The sequence below is a fragment of the Anaerococcus groningensis genome (genome assembly GCF_046365465.1).
Taxonomy (GTDB): domain Bacteria; phylum Bacillota; class Clostridia; order Tissierellales; family Peptoniphilaceae; genus Anaerococcus; species Anaerococcus groningensis.
Window position 1 is genome coordinate 1 of the sequence record NZ_JBGMEG010000006.1, and the last position, 21,804, is coordinate 21,804.

20 protein-coding genes are annotated in these 21,804 nt (G+C 33.7%); 16 read left to right on the plus strand and 4 right to left on the minus strand.

Features of this window, described 5'->3' with window-relative positions:
* Window positions 1–41: 41 nt before the first annotated feature.
* The gene (locus tag AB9Q04_RS04390) at window positions 42–662 is read right to left on the minus strand and encodes a thiamine diphosphokinase (RefSeq protein ID WP_410024161.1); all 621 of its coding nucleotides are present in this window, start codon (window positions 660–662) and stop codon (window positions 42–44) included.
* Window positions 663–775: 113 nt separating this feature from the next.
* Here AB9Q04_RS04390 and AB9Q04_RS04395 point away from each other — a divergent pair, with 113 nt between their 5' ends.
* The 13 genes from AB9Q04_RS04395 to yihA all read left to right on the plus strand — a co-directional run bounded on the left by AB9Q04_RS04395 (window position 776) and on the right by yihA (window position 15,822).
* On the plus strand, window positions 776–1,399 hold the full coding sequence (locus AB9Q04_RS04395; protein ID WP_410024162.1) for a hypothetical protein: 624 nt from the start codon (window positions 776–778) through the stop codon (window positions 1,397–1,399).
* Window positions 1,386–1,697, plus strand: a complete 312-nt coding sequence (locus AB9Q04_RS04400) for a YqfO family protein (RefSeq protein WP_410024163.1) — start codon at window positions 1,386–1,388, stop codon at window positions 1,695–1,697. Before AB9Q04_RS04395 ends, AB9Q04_RS04400 begins: the two co-directional genes overlap by 14 nt.
* An 8-nt stretch (window positions 1,698–1,705) precedes the next feature.
* On the plus strand, window positions 1,706–3,211 hold the full coding sequence (gene malQ, locus AB9Q04_RS04405; protein WP_410024164.1) for a 4-alpha-glucanotransferase: 1,506 nt from the start codon (window positions 1,706–1,708) through the stop codon (window positions 3,209–3,211).
* Window positions 3,204–5,591 carry a glycogen/starch/alpha-glucan phosphorylase gene (locus AB9Q04_RS04410; RefSeq protein ID WP_410024165.1) on the plus strand — a complete coding sequence of 796 codons (2,388 nt, stop codon included), beginning with the start codon at window positions 3,204–3,206 and terminating at the stop codon, window positions 5,589–5,591. The genes malQ and AB9Q04_RS04410 overlap by 8 nt, the downstream gene beginning before the upstream one ends.
* Window positions 5,592–5,599: 8 nt before the next feature.
* The gene (locus AB9Q04_RS04415) at window positions 5,600–6,394 is read left to right on the plus strand and encodes a ZIP family metal transporter (RefSeq protein WP_410024166.1); all 795 of its coding nucleotides are present in this window, start codon (window positions 5,600–5,602) and stop codon (window positions 6,392–6,394) included.
* Window positions 6,395–6,491: 97 nt separating this feature from the next.
* Window positions 6,492–7,313, plus strand: a complete 822-nt coding sequence (cdaA, locus tag AB9Q04_RS04420) for a diadenylate cyclase CdaA (RefSeq protein ID WP_410024167.1) — start codon at window positions 6,492–6,494, stop codon at window positions 7,311–7,313.
* On the plus strand, window positions 7,306–8,244 hold the full coding sequence (locus AB9Q04_RS04425) for a CdaR family protein (RefSeq protein WP_410024168.1): 939 nt from the start codon (window positions 7,306–7,308) through the stop codon (window positions 8,242–8,244). The genes cdaA and AB9Q04_RS04425 overlap by 8 nt, the downstream gene beginning before the upstream one ends.
* A gap of 6 nt (window positions 8,245–8,250) precedes the next feature.
* On the plus strand, window positions 8,251–9,567 hold the full coding sequence (locus AB9Q04_RS04430) for a CCA tRNA nucleotidyltransferase (RefSeq protein ID WP_410024169.1): 1,317 nt from the start codon (window positions 8,251–8,253) through the stop codon (window positions 9,565–9,567).
* 56 nt (window positions 9,568–9,623) lie between these two features.
* On the plus strand, window positions 9,624–11,000 hold the full coding sequence (gene tig, locus AB9Q04_RS04435; protein ID WP_410024170.1) for a trigger factor: 1,377 nt from the start codon (window positions 9,624–9,626) through the stop codon (window positions 10,998–11,000).
* A 31-nt stretch (window positions 11,001–11,031) separates the two neighbouring features.
* Window positions 11,032–11,625 (plus strand): ATP-dependent Clp endopeptidase proteolytic subunit ClpP, encoded by a 594-nt coding sequence (clpP, locus tag AB9Q04_RS04440; protein WP_262122918.1) that lies wholly within the window; start codon window positions 11,032–11,034, stop codon window positions 11,623–11,625.
* Between the two features lie 8 nt (window positions 11,626–11,633).
* A complete protein-coding gene (gene clpX, locus AB9Q04_RS04445; RefSeq protein WP_410024171.1) occupies window positions 11,634–12,863 on the plus strand; it encodes an ATP-dependent Clp protease ATP-binding subunit ClpX in 1,230 nt (409 codons plus the stop codon).
* Window positions 12,864–12,907: 44 nt separating this feature from the next.
* Window positions 12,908–15,238, plus strand: coding sequence for an endopeptidase La (gene lon, locus AB9Q04_RS04450; RefSeq protein WP_410024172.1), 2,331 nt, complete (start codon window positions 12,908–12,910; stop codon window positions 15,236–15,238).
* Complete coding sequence (gene yihA, locus AB9Q04_RS04455) at window positions 15,235–15,822, plus strand: ribosome biogenesis GTP-binding protein YihA/YsxC (RefSeq protein WP_410024173.1); 588 nt, start codon at window positions 15,235–15,237, stop codon at window positions 15,820–15,822. Before lon ends, yihA begins: the two co-directional genes overlap by 4 nt.
* Before the next feature lie 42 nt (window positions 15,823–15,864).
* On the opposite strand, the gene AB9Q04_RS04460 is transcribed toward yihA, so the two are convergent.
* Window positions 15,865–16,857, minus strand: a complete 993-nt coding sequence (locus tag AB9Q04_RS04460) for a hypothetical protein (RefSeq protein ID WP_410024174.1) — start codon at window positions 16,855–16,857, stop codon at window positions 15,865–15,867.
* Complete coding sequence (locus AB9Q04_RS04465) at window positions 16,850–17,371, minus strand: sigma-70 family RNA polymerase sigma factor (protein ID WP_410024175.1); 522 nt, start codon at window positions 17,369–17,371, stop codon at window positions 16,850–16,852. Before AB9Q04_RS04465 ends, AB9Q04_RS04460 begins: the two co-directional genes overlap by 8 nt.
* Before the next feature lie 191 nt (window positions 17,372–17,562).
* On the opposite strand from AB9Q04_RS04465, the gene AB9Q04_RS04470 reads away from it, so the two are divergent.
* Window positions 17,563–19,416 carry a flavocytochrome c gene (locus AB9Q04_RS04470; RefSeq protein ID WP_410024176.1) on the plus strand — a complete coding sequence of 618 codons (1,854 nt, stop codon included), beginning with the start codon at window positions 17,563–17,565 and terminating at the stop codon, window positions 19,414–19,416.
* A gap of 71 nt (window positions 19,417–19,487) precedes the next feature.
* Here AB9Q04_RS04470 and AB9Q04_RS04475 read toward each other — a convergent pair whose 3' ends face one another.
* A complete protein-coding gene (locus tag AB9Q04_RS04475; RefSeq protein ID WP_394011172.1) occupies window positions 19,488–20,060 on the minus strand; it encodes a xanthine phosphoribosyltransferase in 573 nt (190 codons plus the stop codon).
* 127 nt (window positions 20,061–20,187) lie between these two features.
* Between AB9Q04_RS04475 and AB9Q04_RS04480 the strand changes: the two genes are divergently transcribed.
* Window positions 20,188–21,462, plus strand: coding sequence for a M18 family aminopeptidase (locus AB9Q04_RS04480; protein WP_410024177.1), 1,275 nt, complete (start codon window positions 20,188–20,190; stop codon window positions 21,460–21,462).
* Between the two features lie 10 nt (window positions 21,463–21,472).
* Window positions 21,473–21,769 carry an MTH1187 family thiamine-binding protein gene (locus AB9Q04_RS04485; RefSeq protein ID WP_410024179.1) on the plus strand — a complete coding sequence of 99 codons (297 nt, stop codon included), beginning with the start codon at window positions 21,473–21,475 and terminating at the stop codon, window positions 21,767–21,769.
* The last annotated feature ends 35 nt before the right edge of the window (window positions 21,770–21,804 follow it).

Sequence of the window (21,804 nt, forward strand, 5' to 3'; positions counted from 1 at the left end):
CGTATTCCGGATTTTGGGGTGCAGCTCATTTAGGGCTTTTTTTATATTGTTTTACTTTCAAATATCACTAGGAGGTAACCATTTTTGACAGAGATTTTAAAGGACTTGTTTGTTGTTTCATTTGATACCCCTAGAGCATTATCATTACTTAAATCAAAATTATTTAATTCATAGTAAAGTCCCTTGATATCTACACCCTGAGCTTTTTCAGATAGGGCAAAGATTGATACATAAAAGTCATCTTCATCTTTAAAATCATACTCTAACTTATCGTTAACTATATAAAAACTTTTATATTTAGATTTTAAAGTAACTTCTATACCCTTCTTTTTAAACTCTAGGGCATTACTAATATTGGCAAAGGTGTGAGAATCACGGCCACCTAATCCGCCATAAACAACTATATTTTTATAACCCCAATCTTCTGCTACCATTAAGGCAGCTTTTGTATCTGTATAATCTTTTATAGGATTTAATTTTATAACTAAGTCTCCATCAGGCTGATTTGATGAGTCAAAGTCCCCGATTATCATAGTAGGAGTAACTCCAGCTTCTCTTGCATGGATATATCCTTTATCAGCTGCTATGACCATATCTTCTTCTTTTATCTCATCAAAAAAACCATCAAAGTCGCCACCAGCGATTATATAACATGTTTTCATATATTCTCCCCTTATTTTATCTTATACAATTATATCAAATCTCATAATAGAAGAAAAAAATTTTCTAGGGTAAAGTTATATTAAAGAAAGTTTAAAAAGAATATAGGATTATAATGAAATTAAAACACAGCAAAGTAGGGGAATTTGTTCCAGTAACTACAAAAAAGGGTCTCTATTATGGAGGCTATCAAAATGCTCTTGGAGAATTAGGAGTGGCAAAATTTTATAGGGATAGATCTTGTGTGGTGACTGCCTTTACCAATACTTATTTATATTTGTACCATAAAGGTGAAAGATTTACCTTGGAAGAATATAACCATTACCACTATGATTTTTATAAAAAAATTCGACCTCATATAAATGGAGTGCCCTCAGTAAAAGCCTTAAACCACAGGGTAAATCGTATCAGACGTGAGCGAAATTTAACTTTATATGCCCACATCATGCAAGAGTATTTTATAAGAAGACATACGACAGAAGAAAAACTTGCCTTTATCAACGAAGCACTTAGCAAAAATTGCCCAGTTATTTTTATAAATTGGATGAGCAAAAATGTAAAAGTCTTAGCCCACCATGGAGTAACTATAACAGAGTGCAATGATATGGGAGACTACCACGAGCTAGTAATATCTAGTTGGGGCAATGTTTATAAGATAAATTTTGAGATTTTTGATAAGCAAATCAAATCATATAGCGGGCTGATTTATTTTGAAAGGAATGATTATGAGATACATTAAAGTAGAAGTTTTTGTCCCAGAAGAAGATAAGTGGCAGGTAATAGATGGATTAAATGAAAAAGAAATACTAAAGGATGATGGCTATGATTCTGTTTTTGCAGAAAGTAAGGTAACAGGACACTTTACACCCCTAGAAGGATCAAAGCCTGATAAGGGAGATATAGGCAAGCATACTACTGTTGATGAAGTAAAACTAGAATTTAGGATAGATGCAGCAAAAAAGGATGAGGTTTTTAGTATTATAAAAGCCAACCACCCTTATGAAGTACCAGTTATAAACTTTATGGAATTATTATAGGAGATGTGATGCAAGAAAGACTTACTAGATCAAATGGGGTAGTCATGCCGATTTTTTCCCTACCTTCTAATTATGGGATAGGAACTTTTGGCAAGGCTGCTTATGATTTTGTTGACTTTTTATCAGAGGCCTCTATAAAATACTGGCAAATTTTACCCCTAGGGCAAACTTCTTATGGAGATAGTCCCTACCAGGCATTTTCATCCTTTGCAGGCAATCCATATTTTATCGACCTTGATATGCTTATAGCAGATGGATTGCTGGATGAAAGTGATCTAGAAAATATTAATTTTGGGGACAATGAAAGATATATTGATTATGCTATCCAATATAATATTAGGTATCGTATTTTAGAAAAAGCTTTTGAAAACTCAAAGGGCAAGCTTGATAATGAAATAGCTAAATTTAGAGAGAAAGAAGGCTTTTGGATAGAAGATTATGCCCTATTTATGGCTATCAAACACGATCAGTTAGATATTAGCTGGGTGGAGTGGGATGAGGACTTACGTGATAGAAATCCTTATGCCCTAGCTAATTTTAAAGAAAAACACGAGGAAGATATAGACTTTTATATCTTTATCCAATACGAATTTTTCACCCAATGGCAAAAATTAAAAGAATATACCAACAGGAGAAATATAGAAATTATTGGAGATTTACCAATTTATGTTGCTTATGACTCCTGTGATGCTTGGGTTAATGCAGATATTTTAAAAATAAATCAAGATACTAAACAGCCCCTTATAGTTGGAGGCGCTCCACCAGACGCTTATTCAGAAGATGGGCAGCTTTGGGGCAATCCTGTCTATGACTGGGAAAAAATGAAAGATAATGGCTATGACTTTTGGAAAAAAAGACTAAGCATGGCTTTAAAAAACCACGATCTCTTACGCCTAGACCACTTTAGGGGTTTTGAAAAATATTATGCCATTCCAGCTACAGATGAAAACGCCAAATTTGGAACTTGGGAACTTGCAGGTGGCTATGAATTTTTCGATGAGATCTTAAAGGACTATCCTAACAGACAATTTATAGCTGAAGATTTGGGGTATATCACTAAGGAAGTCGATGATTTAAAAAATCATTACGGTTTTCCAGGTATGAATGTTATCCAATTTGCCTTTGATGGCACTTTTGCTAGCAATTATTTACCACACAATTATGAAAAGAATGCAATAGTATATTCCTCCACCCACGATTCGTCCACCTTAAAGGGTTGGTTAGATTCCTTGGATGAAGAGGATATTTTACTAGTAGAAAAATATTTTGGCTTAGAAAATAATGAAAAAAGCGAGTATGTCTGGGAAATAATAAGGAGCCTTATGGCATCTGTTGCTGATGTAGCAATTTTTGAAATCCAAGATTTTTTTGAAATGGGAGATGAAGCTAAGATAAACACGCCTTCTACTTTAGGAAACAACTGGAAGTGGAGGGCCAAAAGTGAAGACTTTACAGATGATTTGGCAAAAAAAATAAAAGAAATGTCAAGATTATACGGGAGATATAATGGATAAGTTAGAAAAGAATAAGTTTACAGAAGACTATATAGAAAACCTACAGAGGATAACTCTTAAAAATTTCGATGAAACAAGTGAAAAAGATAAGTACGATGCCCTTTGTGATACTATATTGGAGCGTATCAACCAAGAATGGAGGGCAAGCAAAAGTAAATCTAGATACGAAAGGACTGCCTATTACTTTTCTGCAGAATTTTTAATAGGTAGATCTTTAGGAAATAACCTAATAAATCTAGGAATTTATGATGAAGTTAAAGAATTATTAGATGAGCTTGGTATAGATTTTGAAGCTATAGAAGATTATGAAGATGATGCTGCCCTAGGAAATGGTGGTTTGGGTCGTCTTGCAGCCTGCTTTATGGATTCTGCTGCCACCCAAGATATAAATATGTATGGATACGGAGTCCGCTACCGTGAAGGCTTATTTAAACAATATTTTGAAAATGGATTTCAAGTTGAAAAAGGTGATAGCTGGATAAAAGATGGGGATGGTTGGTCTATTAGAGTTGATTCTGATTCTAGAATTGTAAATTTTAAAGACCAACAAGTAAAAGCTGTTCCTTTTGACATGCCAGTAGTAGGTTATCAAAATGGAAAAGTAAATACCTTAAGACTATGGCAAGCAGAACCTTTTGAAGAATTTGAATTTGATAAATTTAATAATTTTGAATATGATGCGGCAGTTAGAGAAAAAAATAGAGCAGAAGATATTACCAGAGTCCTTTATCCAAATGATATACAAAGGGCAGGTAGGGTTTTAAGATTAAAACAACAATACTTCTTTGTATCAGCATCTATCCAAGACTTAGTTGCCAAATACAAAAGATATTTTTCAGATGATATGCGCTTTAAAAATTTCCACAAATACCATGTCATCCAGTTAAACGACACCCATCCAAATATTGCTATCCCAGAATTAATTAGGGTTTTAGTAGATGAAAATGGCTTAGAATTTGAAGAAGCCTTAGACATTGCTAAAAAAGTCTTTGCCTTTACCAACCACACAGTTTTACAAGAGGCCCTAGAAAAATGGCCAATTGACATAGTAGAAGAAGTAAGTCCAAGATGTTTAGAAATAATTTATCAAATTAATGATGTCTTGGTAAATCACTTTAAAGAAAAAGGCCTATCAGATACAGAAATAGACCCATATCGTATAGTAATTTATGATCAAGTTCATATGGCAAACCTAGCTATATATGTAGGATTTTCAGTAAATGGGGTTGCAGCCCTTCATACAGAAATCCTAAAAGATGATACCTTTAGCCACTGGTATGGGATATTCCCAGAGAAATTTAATAACAAAACCAATGGTATTACTCCTAGAAGATGGCTAGTTTATGCTAATAGACCTCTAGCAGACTTTATTAGTAAAAAACTTGGAACAGATGATTGGAAGTATAACCTGGATGAGCTAAAGGGCCTAGAAAAATTTGCAGATGATGAGGATGTTTTAAATGAACTTTGGGATATTAAACAAGCTAATAAAGAAAGGCTAGCTTCATATATATTAGAGCATGAGGGAATAAAAGTTGATCCAGAATCAATTTTTGATATCCAAGTAAAAAGAATTCACGAATACAAGCGCCAACATTTAAATATCTTACACATTATTTATTTATACCATGAGCTTAAGAAAAATCCTGACATGGACTTTTACCCAACAACCTTTATCTTTGGGGGAAAAGCAGCTCCAGGATACTTTAGGGCAAAAGCTATAATAAAACTTGCCAATGAAGTAGCTAGAGTGGTTAATAATGACCCAGATGTAAATAAAAAATTAAAGGTAGTATTTGTTGAAAACTTTAGAGTATCATATGGAGAAAAAATCTATCCAGCAGCGGATGTTTCAGAACAAATTTCAACAGCTGGTAAGGAAGCATCTGGTACAGGAAATATGAAATTTATGCTAAATGGTGCACCAACCCTAGGTACCCTTGATGGAGCAAATATAGAAATATTTGACCATGCAGGAGAAGAAAATAACTACCGTTTTGGCGCAACAGTTGAAGAATTAAACGAAATTTCAGGCACTTATAATCCAAGGGGAATCTATCAAACTGATAAAGACATTAAAGATGCGGTGGATGCCTTGGTAAATGGAGAATTAAACGATAACAATTCCTATATGTTCCTTGATATCTACAATGAATTAATAAATCCTCAAGATGGATCTCGTGGAGATAGGTACTTTGTATTAAAGGACTTTGAAGCTTATAAAAAAGCCCACGAAAAAATCAATAAGGACTATAGGAATAAGTTAGCATGGTCTAGAAAATGCCTGATAAACATTGCAAATGCTGGATATTTTTCATCAGATAGGACTATAATAGACTATGCAGATGATATTTGGAAAATAGATTCTCCAAACTATTAGGATAAAAAATGAATAAAGAAACGATAATTGGTTTACTCATCCCATTTTTAGGTACATCCCTTGGTTCTGCTATGGTATTTGTAATGAAAGATGAGCTAAACCCGAAAGTACAAAAAGGCTTATCAGGTTTTGCTGCTGGTGTCATGGTGGCAGCAAGTATCTGGTCGCTATTAATCCCTTCTATGGATATGGTAGCAGCTGATATGGGTAATATGAGCTGGGTACCAGCTGTAATTGGTTTTTTAATAGGGATTTTGTTTTTATTATTTTTAGATAATGCTATTCCCCACCAACATATCGACTCTATCACTCCAGAAGGACGCAATAGTGAAAATATGAGAAGAACAACCATGATGGTTTTAGCCGTAGTAATTCACAATATCCCTGAGGGTATGGCAGTAGGAGTTTCTTATGCAGGTGCCCTTTATGGAACAGAAAGTGTAAGTCTTGCAAGTGCCTTTGCCTTGTCAGTAGGAATTGCTATCCAAAACTTTCCAGAAGGAGCTATTATATCTATGCCTTTAAAATCTACTGGTGTAGATAAGGGTAAATCCTTTTGGATGGGGGTTGGATCTGGGGCAGTAGAACCTATTGCTGCAATAGTTACTATATTATTATCTCAGGTAATGATTCCCATTTTGCCTTACCTGCTTTCCTTTGCAGCTGGGGCTATGCTTTATGTAGTTGTAGAAGAGCTAATACCAGAAGCAACAGGTGAGGGAGAAGCCCATACAAACATTGGGACTCTTGGATTTGCAGCAGGATTTGCAATAATGATGATTCTAGATGTTATGCTAGGATAAAATAAACACCTATTTATAGGTGTTTTTTATTTTTTAAAAAACTACCCACTTATCCTAATAAATAGTAATATATTAGTAGGAAAGGAATGGGGGATAGATGAATTATTTTACAGATTTTATTAACTCTTTAGCCCTTATAAGAGTTACAGATATTATAGATATAGCAATTATATCCTTTGCTATCTATAAGTTATTTTCGCTATTAAGAAACACACGCGCTGAGCAAGTTTTATATGGACTTATTATAGTTTTAGTTTTTGCATCAGTTGCAGATATTTTAAGCCTAAATACAGTTAGTTGGGTCATGAACCAGTTCTTGACAGTAGCCCTAGTATTTATAATAGTAGTTTTCCAGCCAGAACTAAGATCAGCTTTGGAAAGAATTGGCCGAGGTAGGTCAATTTTTACCGGAGAGCGTGTCTTAAAAAGTGAAAACACTATTGATGAGCTAACCCGTGCTATGTCATCCCTTGCCCGCCAGAAAATTGGAGCTTTAGTTGTTTTAGAAAGAGAAGTTGGCCTAAATGACATAGTAGAAAGTGGAACAAGGCTTGATGCAGATGTGTCAAGCGAACTTTTGATAAATATTTTTATACCAAACACCCCCTTACACGATGGTGCAGTTATAATAAATAATGAAAAAATCATTGCAGCTGCTTGTTATTTGCCACTTTCAAATTCAAATTTAATTTCTAAAGAACTGGGCACCCGCCACAGGGCAGCAGTGGGGATTTCTGAAAAATCAGATGCCATAGTAATTGTAGTAAGTGAGGAAACAGGAAACATTTCTGTAGTAGAAAATGGCCGTATAGATAGATATTTTGATGAGGACTCATTAAAGCAAAGACTACAAAATGACCTAGTTTTAGTAAAAGAAGAAGCCTACAAAGAAGATAAGAAGGAAGAAGACGATGAATAATAAAAATGATACAAAATTAAAAATTCTTTCAGTTTTGGTAGCCATTTTTATGTGGACTTTTGTTGTAAATTCTACAGATCCAACAGTAAATAAAACCTTCCGCAATATACCAGTAGTTATAAAAAACCAAGATGTGCTAGAAAAATCTGGATACACCATAGTAGGTAAAGAAGCTGCCTATGGCACAAGTGTAAAATTAAAAGGATCTAGGGAAAAATTAGTCAACCTAAAGCCTGCAAATATTTATGCAAGTGTAGATATATCGGACCTAGAACCAGGCGTTCAGTCCCTAGATATAGAAGTAGATACTCCGTCTGGTATTAGTGTAGATGAAGTAGATCCAGGGCAAATAAACTTAAATATCCAAGAAGTTTTGGAAAAAACATTACCAGTTAACCGAGTGATTTCAGATGAAATAAAGGATGGTAAGATTGTAGAAGTAAATGAAATGTATCCTAAGGAAATTACCATTAAGGGACCGGCTAGCCTTATAAATAAAGTGGATAGGTTGGAGATAAAAATAGATGATGCTAGTGTTCTTGATGAAAAAATCCATAGCCTACCTGTTAAAGCCCTAGATAAAAATGGTAAGCAAATTTCAGATTTAAATATTTCTCATGAAGAGGTAAATGTTTCATTTTTTGTCTTTGCTACAAAAGAAGTAAATGTAGTTTTAGAAACTAGTGGGAATATTGACAAGGACTATGAAGAAGTTTCTAGGGAGATTTCCCCAGAATCCGTTATCATAAAAGGACCAGAAGCAGATATCAAAGATATAGATGCTATATATACCTTGCCAATAGATTTAAAAAATCAAAAATCTTCTACAAGTGGAGAGGTAAAACTCTCCCTACCAGATTCAGTAGAAGTTTATAATGGCGATAGCGTTGTAAATTATAAGATAGAAATCCAGAAAAAATCAAAAAAGTAAAAAAGTATGACGGATAATATAATTAATCAACTAGAAAGTGCCGGCTATGAGACTTATGCAGTGGGTGGATGTGTTAGAGATGAGCTATTAAATCGAGAAAACTTTGATATTGACATTACCACTACTGCAAGGCCAGATGAAATTAAAGAAGTTTTTAAAGATTATAAAACTATTGATATTGGGGCAAAGTTTGGTACTATAAAAATTTTGGATGGAGCTAGTGAATACGAGATTACAACCATGAGGCGTGAGTCGGGGTATTCTGATAAGCGTCACCCAGAAAAAATTGCCTTTACCGATGATATAAGAGAAGACTTAAAAAGGCGAGATTTTACCATCAATGCCATGGCCAAAAGAAAGAGTCAACTCTTAGATATTTTTAATGGTAAAAAAGATTTAGACCAAAAAATGATAAGGGCAGTAGGAAATCCAGATGAACGCATCAAAGAAGATGTGTTAAGGTCCCTTAGGGCGGTAAGGTTTGCTACAAGTCTAAACTTTGAAATTGCAGATGATCTAAAAAAAACTATTAGAAAAAATGCAGCATCTATTGATGACATATCAAAAGAGCGCATCCAAGTAGAGTTAAATAAAATTTTATTAGCTGATGATCCAAAAAGGGGAATAAAGCTATTGGATGAGGTGGGACTTTTAAAATACATATTCCCAGAGGTTTATGCTACAAAAGACTTTGATCAACACTCCACCTTTCATGCAGAGGATTTATACAATCATACCTTAAGTGTGATAGAAAAAACTCCACCAATACTTGAAGTGCGAATGGCAGCCCTTTACCACGATGTGGGAAAAATCAATACCTTTTTTCTAGATGAAAATGGTGAAGGAAGATTTTTTGGCCACCAAAGTGTTTCAGAAGAACTTTTAGTAGATCGACTTAAAAAATTAAAATATTCTAAAAAGTTTATAGAAAATACTAGGGTCTTAGTAAAACGCCACATGGATAATACCAATACTTATACTAAAAAATCTATAAGAAAGCTTTTAAGAAATATAGGTGAGGAAAATTTATTAAATCTTTTTAAACTGCAAAGGGCAGATGTGTTATCAACCAAGCATAATGACGATTCAAATATTGATCTTGGCTTAGAGCTTTTAGCAGAAGTAAAAAAGGATGATATACCTACTAATAAAAGTCAGATAAAGATAAATGGCAACGATCTAAAAAAGCTGGGTTTTAAAGAAGGTAAAGAGCTTGGTCAGACCTTGAAACTAATTGAAAATTTAATCTATGATGAGAAATTAAAAAACGATAAGAAAGATATTATAAACTACATTAAATCTAACCTTTTAAATGTTGATTGATAGTCTTACATGTAGTATATTAAACAAATGAGTAGCTATATAAGCAGGAGGAAGATATGACAGAATTAAAATCTCATGATAATAACATTGCAAAATTTGAATTTGACGTAAATTACGATGACTTTGCAAAGGCTGTAGATACAGTTTATAAAAGAAATAAAAAAAGATATAGAATTGATGGATTTAGGGCAGGACATGTTCCAAGAAAAGTTCTAGAAAAGATGTACGGTCCAGAAATCTTCTATGATGAAGCTATCCAAATTGTATTCCCAGAACCATACGAAGCTGCAGTAGAAGAACTAGATCTTGAACCAATCGACCAACCATCAGTTGATCTTGATGATATAGAAGCTGGTAAAGATATTACTTTCAAAGTAGAAGTAGAAACAAAACCACACCCAACTTTAGGTGATTACAGCGAACTAATCATCGAAGATATCCCATCAGAAGTAACAGATGAAGATATCGATGCAGAACTTGCTCGTCAACAAGAAGAAAATGCTAGATTAATCCCAGTTGAAGATGGCGAAGCAAAAATGGGAGATACAGTAAATATTGACTTTGACGGTTACCTAGATGGAGAAAGATTTGAAGGCGGAAAAGCTGAAGATTATGATTTAGAACTAGGATCACACACATTTATTGAAGGCTTTGAAGAACAAGTTGCAGGACACAAAGTTGGAGATAAATTTGATGTAAATGTAACCTTCCCTGAAGATTACCAAGCAAAAGAATTCCAAGGCAAAGATGCAAAATTCGAAGTAGAAATTAACTCAATTACTACAAAAGAATTACCAGAACTAGATGATGAATTTGCAATGGATATTTCTGAATTTGAAACTCTTGATGAACTAAAAGCAGATTTAAGAGAAAAATTAAAAGAAGATAAAGAAAACTTTGCAACAAACATGAAACAAAACCAAGCTATTGATGCACTAGTAAAAGCTAGTGAAGTTTCAGCACCAGAATCACTTGTAAAACAAGAAATTGATGTTGAAATGCAAAACTTAGACCAAAGATTACAACAAATGGGTATCGGTCTTGCTCAATACATCGAAATGACACAAATGGATATAAACCAAGTAAGAGAGCAATATAGACAACAAGCTGAAGATAGAGTTAAAGCAAACCTTGTAATTGATGAAGTATCTTTAAAAGAAGGTTTTGATGTAACAGCTGAAGAAATTGAAGAAGAAATCAACGAATCAGCAAAAATGTACGGTGTAGATGATATCGAAAAATTCAAAGAAATCTTTAGAAAAAATGTATCAGAAGATACAATTAAAGAAAATATCAGACGTCGTAAGGCTGTAGAACTTTTAGTTAATAATGCAAAAGCTTTACCACACGAAGAATACCATAAAGCAGTTGGTGATGATCACAACCATGACCATGACCACAGCGAAGATTCTAAAGAAGGCGAAGAAAATTAAGATATCATCCTTAAAAAATTAAGGAGATAATATGCAAACTAGAAATTACCTAGTACCAACTGTAGTAGAATCAACAAACAAGGGCGAAAGAGCCTATGACATATATTCTAGACTTTTAAAAGATAGAATTATTTTCCTATCTGGGGAAGTAAATGACCAAATGAGCGATATAATCATTGCTCAGCTACTTTTCTTAGAAAGTGAAGACCCAGATAAAGATATTCAATTTTATATCAACTCTCCAGGTGGAGTTGTAACAAGTGGTCTTGCTATTTTTGACACAATGAATTACATCAAACCAGATGTATCTACAATTTGTATCGGTCAAGCAGCAAGCATGGGAGCAGTTTTATTATCATCAGGTGCAAAGGGTAAGAGATTTTCTCTACCAAACTCAAATATCATGATTCACCAACCAAGCGGTGGTGCTCAAGGACAAGCATCTGATATTGTAATTCAAGCTGAACAAATCTTAAAAATAAAAGATAGATTAAACCATATCTTAGCTGAAAATACAGGCCAAGACCTAGAAAAAATTGAAAAAGATACCGATCGTGACTTTGCCATGACAGCGCAAGAAGCGCTAGAATATGGTCTAATCGATCAAGTTATTGAAAGTAAGTAGGAAAATAGATGGCAAACTTCGAAGAAGAAGATGTAAAATGCTCGTTTTGTGGCAAGGATAGTTCTCAAGTAGAGCGCATCATTGCAGGGCCAGATGCCTATATTTGCAATGAATGCGTAAATCTTTGCAGCGAGATTATAAATGCAGAAGTAAAATTTGACGAAAACTACTTTGATGAAAATGGAGATATAGTCTTATCTACTCCAGCTGAAATAAATGATTTTTTAAATGAGTATGTGATTGGCCAAGATGATGCCAAAAAGACCCTAGCAGTTGCTGTTTATAACCATTATAAAAGAATAAATGCCAACAAAGAAGAAATAGATGATGTTGAACTTAACAAATCTAATATCCTTATGCTAGGACCAACAGGTTCAGGAAAAACCCTTCTAGCCCAAACTCTTGCTCGTAAGTTAAATGTGCCATTTGCAATTGCAGATGCAACTAGTCTTACAGAGGCAGGTTATGTGGGTGAAGATGTAGAAAATATCATTTTAAAGCTAATCCAAGCAGCAGACTATGACATAGAAGCAGCCCAGCATGGGATTATTTATGTAGATGAGATAGATAAAATTACAAGAAAAAGTGAAAATCCTTCCATCACAAGGGATGTATCTGGTGAAGGTGTCCAACAGGCCCTTTTAAAATTAATTGAGGGAACTGAGGCAAATGTTCCACCACAAGGTGGTAGAAAGCACCCAAGCCAAGAGTATATCCAAGTTGATACAAGCAATATTTTATTTATCCTAGGTGGTGCCTTTGATGGTATCGAGGATATAATAAATCGCAGACAAGCTCAAAAAACTATTGGTTTTGGTGCAGAAATAGTAGCAGCAGATCATAAGGCAAACCTAGCTGATGTAAATACAGAAGATTTACTGAAATTTGGACTTATACCAGAATTTATCGGTAGGGTGCCAATAATAGTAACCCTAGATAGCCTAGATGAAGAAGCCCTAATTCGCATTTTAAAAGAACCTAAAAACTCACTAATCAAACAATACCAAAAATTATTTGAATTAGATAATGTTAAGCTTAGCTTTGAAGATAAGGCCTTACATGAGATAGCCAAAGAAGCTATAGCTCAAAAAACAGGAGCTCGTGGGCTTAGAACTATACTAGAGGATTTATTACTAGATGTGATGTATGAAATCCCATCAAAAACAGATATAAAAGAAGTAGTTGTAACAAAAGATTCTATTAAGGATCACTCAAAACTAAAATACAAGAAAAGATAAGGAGGGAGTGGCTAGCCATTCCCTTTTTTATACGGGAGTTAATAATGGCAGATGTTTATAAAATAAGCACAAATGAATATCCACTCGTACCCCTCAGGGGTCTATGGGCATATCCAAACACAATTTTAAACTTTGATTGTGCAAGACCCATATCTAAAAATGCTATTGATAATGCAAATGTAAGCAATAAAGACGTTTTTTTAGTAAATCAAAAAAATGTTTTTGATGAAAACCCTAGATCTGATGACCTTTATGACTATGGTATGGTTGTAAATATTAAAGAATCATTTAGTCTACCAAATGGGGATATAAGAGTTTATGTGCAAGCAAAATCAATTGCAAAAATAAAAGAAGTAAGTACAGGTGAGGGCTTCTATAAGGCAGTAGTAGAAGAATACGAATATATAGAAGAAAATGAATCTGAAACAAATAAAAAAGAAGCCCTTCGTAAAATGCTTATAGAAGATTTTAAAACTTATATTGAACTAGATGGCAATAACTTAGATGAGTCAGCTTTTTCTATAAATGAAGTATATAATCTCCATAGGCTAGCTGATATAATAATCTATCATTTAGATTTAAAAGCAGATGAGTACTATGCGCTTTTAAAAGAGCTTGATACTGAAAAAAGACTATCATTGCTGCATAGTATTTTATCAAAAGAAATAGAGCTTAAAAATTTAAGCATAGAAATAGAAGAAGATGTTCAAGAGAACATAAACCAGTCTCAAAAAGAATATTATCTAAGAGAAAAAATTGAGGCGATACGTCGTGAGCTAAGCGAAACAACTGGAGATTTTGAAAGCGAAGCTCAAGAGTTAATTGATAAAATAAATAAGTTAAGTATTGATGAGGATAGTAAAAAATCATTGCTCAAAGATGCTGAAAGACTAGAAGCTATTCCCGAAATGAGCCCTGACTATGGAGTTATAAGTGCTTATCTAGATTTTGTAGTAAACCTACCATGGGATGAGAAAACAAAAGACATTTTAGATATAAAAAATGCAGAAGAAATCCTAGATGAGGACCACTACGGCTTAGATGAAGTAAAAGAAAGAATCTTAGAATCCATAGCAGTTAGGATAAAAAATAACAACAACCAAGGTACAGTTATTTGTTTAGTAGGTCCTCCAGGAGTTGGTAAAACATCCATCGCCAAATCAATTGCAAGAGCTTTAAATCGAGAATTTGTATCAATGAGACTAGGTGGAGTAACAGATGAAAGCGAAATTCGTGGCCACAGAAGAACCTATGTAGGGGCTATGGCTGGTAGACTTTTATCAAATATCAACCGTGTTGGGGTTAATAATCCGGTCTTCCTTTTAGATGAGATTGACAAATTAGGATCTGATTTTAGGGGAGATCCTTCATCAGCCTTGCTTGAAGTCCTAGACCCAGAACAAAATGACAAATTTATAGATAGATATGTAGATGTAGCTTTTGATTTATCAGATGTATTTTTTATTACTACTGCAAATGATGCAAATGAAATCCCAGATGCCCTTTATGATAGGCTAGAAATGATAGAAATATCAGGCTATACCAATAGCGAAAAATTAAATATAGCTAAAAAATATCTAGTATCCAAGGAAATGGAAAAAAATGGTTTAATTGAAGATGAGCTTACAATTTCAGATAATGTTATAGAAGTAATCATAAAAAACTACACTAGAGAAGCAGGAGTTCGTGAACTTGAAAGACTTATAGCAAAAATTTGTAGAAGGGCTGTAAAAGAGATCCTAGCAGGCAAGGACCAAGTCCGTGTTACTATGTCAAATTATAGTAAATATCTGGGCAAAGAAAGATTTTTTGATGACCATATTTCTAAAGAAGATAAGGTTGGAGTAGCAAATGGCCTTGCATGGACTTCTGTAGGTGGTACTATGCTAACTATAGAAGCAAGTACTATGGAAGGCAAGGGTAATGTAGAATTTACTGGATCTTTAGGTGATGTTATGAAAGAATCGGGCCAAGCTGCTATGTCATACATTAGAGCTCATGCCAAAGATTTAGGAATTCGCGGTAAATTTTACGATAACAAAGATATCCACGTTCATATCCCAGAAGGAGCAACACCAAAAGATGGTCCTTCAGCAGGGATTACAATGACCACTGCAATGGTATCATCCCTAACTGGCAAAAAAGTTAGAAATGACATTGCAATGACAGGGGAAGTAACCATTATAGGTGATGTATTGCCAATCGGTGGCCTAAAAGAAAAAGCCCTTGCAGCCTATACCTACGGTATTCGCGATGTAATTATTCCAAAAGATAATAAAAGAGATATAGAAGATATTCCAAAAGAAATAAGAGATAAGATAAACTTTATCCCAGTAGAAAATGTTTCTGAAGTAATAGATAGGGCCTTAGTATGAAATTTAACAAAATCGAATTAGAACAAGTAGCAGGATTTAAATCCCAATGGCCAGCAGAAAATCTTGAAGAAATTGCCTTTGTTGGCCGCTCAAATGTGGGCAAATCCTCATTTATAAATGCTTTTTTAGGCAGGAAAAACCTAGCAAAAACTTCCTCTAAACCCGGTAAGACTCGTACCATAAATTTTTATAATATAGATAATAAATTTAGGCTAGTGGACCTACCAGGCTATGGCTATGCTAAAGTTTCTAAAGCTGAAAAAGCAAAATGGGATAAACTAATAAACGAATACCTCCATGATAGGGAAAACCTAAAGGAAGTATTTCTTTTAGTAGATATCCGCCACGAGCCAACTGCATTAGATGTTCAAATGTATGATTGGATATTAGAATCAGGGTTTACAGGCTTTGTAATAGCTACCAAATATGATAAAATTTCTAAAAATCAATTACACAAACATATTAAAGAAATAAAAAATAAATTAAATATAGACGATGAGGGGCTAATTTTTGCTTATTCATCAGAAAACAAACACAACTTATCTGTCATCCATGAGCAAGTTGATGTGATTGTAAATAGTTAAAAAGAACCGACATCAATGATGTCGGTTTTAGTTTACCTATATTTATTCTGCCTTATAGGTAAATTCTGCAATATTTTCGTATTCTCCACTTATTGAATTTGCAGATTCCCTATCTAGACTTGCTGCTTTAAAGATAAATTTAATCTCATCTGCATCCCTTATTTGATCTTGGGACATATCAGAAATGTCTTTGTTATATAAGAAGGTAAGCTCATTATCATCACCAGATCTAGGCTCTAGAGTAAAGCTATTACCATCCTTATCCATTCCTATTAATTCATAGATATAATCTGGATCAAGATTTTTAATAATAGCAGTCATAGTGATTGAGTTTAGTTTTAACAGCTCGATTTCTGCACCATTATCAAGTTTTAATTCCTTGGCATATACCACATTATCTTCATTGACTGTATTTATATTGGCTTTGATAGAAATTATCTCGTTAGTGTTGTTATAGTCAGTGAAATATAAATCAACATCTGTAGATTCATAACTTGGGAATTCTTTATCAAAATTTATCACACTAACATCTGATATAGTCTTTCCATCTTCTAGAAAACCTCTACTTCCAGAGCCACCTTGAGCTACATAAGACTGACCATCTATAACTATTTTATAAATATCTGATGAATCATCCATCATTCCTTCGACAGAACCATCACTATCTCTAAGAGTATTTATAAATACCTTATCATCTTCAAAGGCGATATTACCAATTACAAAACTGTCATTTCCAACTGTCACAGGCTTGTTTAGTTCTGTCACATACTTATAAGAATCAGGACTTGCCCCAAAGGCATTCATCATAGATACTTTAATATCTGTTGTAAATTTAGCTACCTCAGCCCTAACAGATGGGGTCATAAGACCTGCAAAAAGAAGAACTGTTGCAGCACTTACTAATAATTTCTTTTTATAATCTTTTTTTGCATAAGATTTGGCAGTTTTTTTCATTTTTGCCCTTTCAATATCATTTAATTCTACTTTATCTACTTCAAAATCAATATCGTTTATCTTATCGTAAATATTAGTCATGTCTTCCTCCTAGCTCTACTTTTAGTTTTTTCTTAGACCTTGAAACTCTGTTATATAACCTATCCTTGGGTATTTCTTTTATCTTTGCTATATCATCATAAGAATAACCCTCTATATATAATTTTCTAAAAATTTCCTTATCATCATCATTTAAAAGTCCTAAAATTTCTTCGCTATCATCAAAGGAGTAATCTTTATAAGTTCCAATAGCTTCTTCTATATCTTCTAAATTTATACTTTTATGGCGATTTTCTTTTCTAATAGCATCAATTGCCTTATATTTAGCAACCCCAGCACACCAATTTTTAAATGAAGATCTATTTTCATCGAAAGAATCTATATTGTCCCATATAGCAAGAAGAGAGTCGTTTAGTATCTCGTTTACAAGTTCTTTTCTATTTCCTATAGTTTTTATTATGCTAGCTTTAAGGACTGGGCCATATATATCTATAAATTCTATAAGGTAAGATTCCTTTTTCTTTTTAATCCCAGATATTAATTTTCTATCATCCATATAACCTCCTTTACTTATATATTCGTATGCTATGAGCTAAATCTATCACTAAATAGATAAATATAAAATTACCTAATATTTTTTGCTAAAAACTATCTATCTTTAATAATTATATGCTTTAATACATTGCATAAAACGTTTTTCTTTGATAATATATTTTCATAAGTAAAATTTTAAAAGATGGAGGAGTTATGAAGAAAAATAGAATTTTACCTTACATATTGTCAATGTCTCTAATCTTTTCTGCTTGTGGCGCAGATAATACCGCCCAAGACAGCGAAGATACATCTACTGAAACAGCAGTAACAGAGCAAGCTGATGAAAATGAAAAAGTAGAAGATACAAAAGAAGAGGAAACAAAAGAAGTAGAAGTTGATCCAGATGCTACAGAGGGTACAGCAAAAGGTTACAAGGGAGAAGTAGTTGCCCATGTAAGTTTTGATGGAGACAAAATCTCAAACATCCATGTAGATCACCAAGAAACAGAAGGTCTAGGAGCAGCAGCTATAGACAAAATGGTACCACAAATTATTGAAAACCAATCTGTAAATATTGATTCAGTATCAGGTGCTACATCTTCATCTAAAGCTCTTATTGAAGCAGTATCAGCAGCAATAACAGCAGCAGGTCACAATATTGAAGACTACCAAGAAGACTTCACAAGCACCGATAAAGAAAGAACTGACGCTACAAAAGATGTAGATGTTGTAGTAGTTGGTGGTGGTGGAGCTGGTTTTGCAGCAGCAGTTACCGCAAAAGAAAATGGAGCTAATGTAGTATTACTAGAAAAAATGCCACAAGTTGGTGGAAATACATTAATTTCTGGTGGAGAAATGGCAGCTCCAGCTAATGAACTTCAAGAAAAAGAAGGTATAGAAGATAGCAAAGAATTATTTGCAAAAGATGTAAAAGAAGCTGGTGGTAACCCTGAACTAATCGATGTTCTAGCAGACCATGCTACAGAAGATGCTTACTGGTTAAGAGATGACATCGGAGTAAAATGGCTAGATAGCTTAATGTTCTTTGGTGGTCACTCAGTAAAAAGATCACTTATCCCAGAAGCTCACTCAGGTAATGAATTAATTAAAAATTACCTTAAAAAATGTGAAGAACTAGGAATCGAAGTAATCACAGAAGCAGATGTAAAAGAAATCTTAACTGAAGATGGCAAAGTAACAGGTGTCAAAGCTGAAACTCCAGATGAAAACCTAACAGTAAATGCTAAATCAGTTGTACTTGCAACAGGTGGTTTCGGTGCAAATGACGAAATGACTTACGAAAATGACCATGAAATAGATGAACATATTAAATCAACAAACTCACCAGGAGCTACAGGTGATGGTATCATCATGGCAGAAGCACTAGGTGCAGATACAGTTGATATGGACAAAATCCAACTTTACCCAGTATGTGACCCAGAAACAGGTAGACTACTTTATGTAGGTGATACAAGACTTGTTGGTGGTGCATTACTTGTAAATAAAGAAGGGGACAGATTCGTTGAAGAACTTGCAACAAGACGTGAAATTTCCCTTGCTATAAAAGATCAAACAGACCACGTAGGATACCTACTATGGGATGAAAAATCAAATGAAACTACAGGAACAATGGCATCTAATCCACAAGAAGCTGAAGAACAATTTGAAAAAGGAAATTTAGTAAAAGCTGATACTATAGAAGAATTAGCAGAACATTTTGATATAGACAAAGATGAGCTACTAAAAACAGTAGAAAGATTTAACGAAAATTCCAAAAAAGAAGAAGATCCAGACTTCAACCTAAGAATGTTAGGATGGACAGTAGAAGAAGGACCATTCTACATGCTAAAAGCAGCTCCAGCAGTTCACCACACAATGGGAGGACTAAAAATTAATAAAGAAGCTGAAGTATTAACAAAAGATGATCAAGTAATCGATGGTTTATACGCAGCAGGAGAAGTTACAGGTGGTATCCACGGATCAAACAGACTTGGATCAGCAGCTATAGCAGATATTACAGTATTTGGTAGAATAGCTGGTAAAAATGCAGCAGACCATGCAAAATAAATAAAAAAAATAAGTAGCCTATATGGCTACTTTTTTTGTACAAAAAAACCAGGATAAACCTGGTAGTTAAATTATTCAGCAAATTCTATTTTGCCATCTTCAAGTTTTGCAATTCTAGCTAGAGAATATATTTCTACGCCCATTTCTTCAATAATATTGCGTCCATTTGAGAAAGATTTTTCTATAACTATTCCACATCCTACTGGATTTGCTCCTGCTTGACGGATGATTGCTATCATTCCTTTTGCAGCTTGGCCGTTGGCAAGGAAGTCATCAATCATTAGGACATTTTCCCCTTCATTGATAAATTCTTTATTTACTATAAGTTCATTCATAACTTGTTTAGTAAACGAAAATACGCTTGAATGATATACATCTTCGCTAGTTGTTAAAGATTGTTTTTTACGACCAAAAACACATTTTACTCCAAGCTCGCTTGCAGTAGCTAGGGCTGGAGCGATACCAGATGATTCTACTGTAAATACTTTGTCTATTTTTTTATCCTTGAAATGCTCAGCAAATTCTTTGCCCATTTTCTTGATTAGTTCAACATCAATTTGTTGGTTTAAAAAAGAATCTACTTTTAAAATGTCATCTCCTAGAACTACACCCTCTTCTAAGATTTTATTTTCTAATTCTTTCATCTTAACTCCTTATATTTTTATATGTATAACTTATTATTACTATTATAAGGATAATAGCTAAATTAGTCAAAAGTCTCTCTTTAATCACTTTATAGATACCCAAAACGAAGATGGGTAAAATAATATTATGAATAGTTTAGAGTTTAGTAAAGATTTAATAAAATTTATAGATAATAGTCCCTTAAATTATTTTGCAGTAGCAAATGCAAAAAATATTTTGTTAAAAAATGGCTTTAAGGAGCTTTCAGAAAATACTAGATGGGAGATAGAAAAAAATGACAAATACTTTGTCACTCGTAATGATACTGCTCTAATTGCCTTTACGGTGGGAGAAGACCTTACAAAAGGTTTTGACATTATAGGTTCGCATACAGATAGCCCTACCTTTAAGGTAAAATCAAATGCAGAAGTAAATGATAGTGGCTATTTAAAAATAAATATCGAACCATATGGAGGGATGATTTATTCAACATGGACAGATAGGACCCTATCGCTAGCTGGTAAAGTTTCCTATAAAAAAGATGGAGTTATAAAAAGTGAACTTGTAAATATAGATAAAGACTTATTAACCATTCCAAATCCAGCTATCCATATGAATAGGGAAGTAAATAAGGGTTTTGCTCTAAATCCCCAGGACCACCTATATCCAATTATTCAAACCATAGAGGAAAATTCCGAAAATGGATATTTGGAAAATTTATTGGCTGATGAAGTTAAGATAGATGCAAATGAGATACTTGATTTCGACTTAGGCCTATATGATAGGCAAAAAGGCGCTATTATAAATAATATGTATCAAATAGGTCGTATTGATAACCTAGGTTCAGTCCATGCATCTTTAATGGCCTTTGTAGATGCAAAGGCAAATAAAAATAATGTCCTAGTTTTAAATGACAATGAAGAAATAGGGTCTAGAACTCCAACTGGTGCTTTTTCTCCATTTTTAAGAGATACCTTAAAAAGATTAGCAGATAATATTGGCTATGATGATGAAGATTTTTATATTGCTCTAGCAAATACTTATTTAATCTCAGCTGACCAAGCCCATGCTATCCACCCAAATTTTAAGGATTACCACGACCCAACCAATCCTATTAGGATGAATGGAGGACTGGTTATAAAAACTGCAGCAAATGGAGCGTATTCATCAAATATAGCATCAAATGCTAGATTAATTGACCTTGCCAATAGTATTGACTGCAAGATACAAAAGTTTCATAATAGAAATGACAAGGCTGGTGGCTCTACAATTGGTCCAATAGCCTCAACTGGACTTGGAATAAATTCTATAGATGTAGGCGAACCAATCCTTGCTATGCACTCTATAAGAGAACTAGGCGGGATAGAAGATCACTTTGATGCTTATAAGATTTATAAGGCATTTTACGAAACAAATTTTTAAGGAGATAATTATGGCAATAATGGAAATATGTTTAATACCAATTGGTACAAAAGAAACTTCAGTTAGTAAATATGTAGCAAGTGCTAGTAAAGTTTTAGAAGCTGAAGGGGTAAAGCACAAACTAAACCCAATGGGCACAGTTATAGAAGCTGATGCTGATAAGTGTTTTGAGATTGCAAGAAAAATGCAAGAAGAAGTATTTAAAGAAGGATCAGACCGAGTTTATACAGTAATAAAAATGGATGATAGACGTGATAGTGACCATGATATGGACTATAAAGTAAAATCTGTAGAAGATAAATTATAAAAAAAGATTGCCAAATGAAAATGGCAATCTTTTTT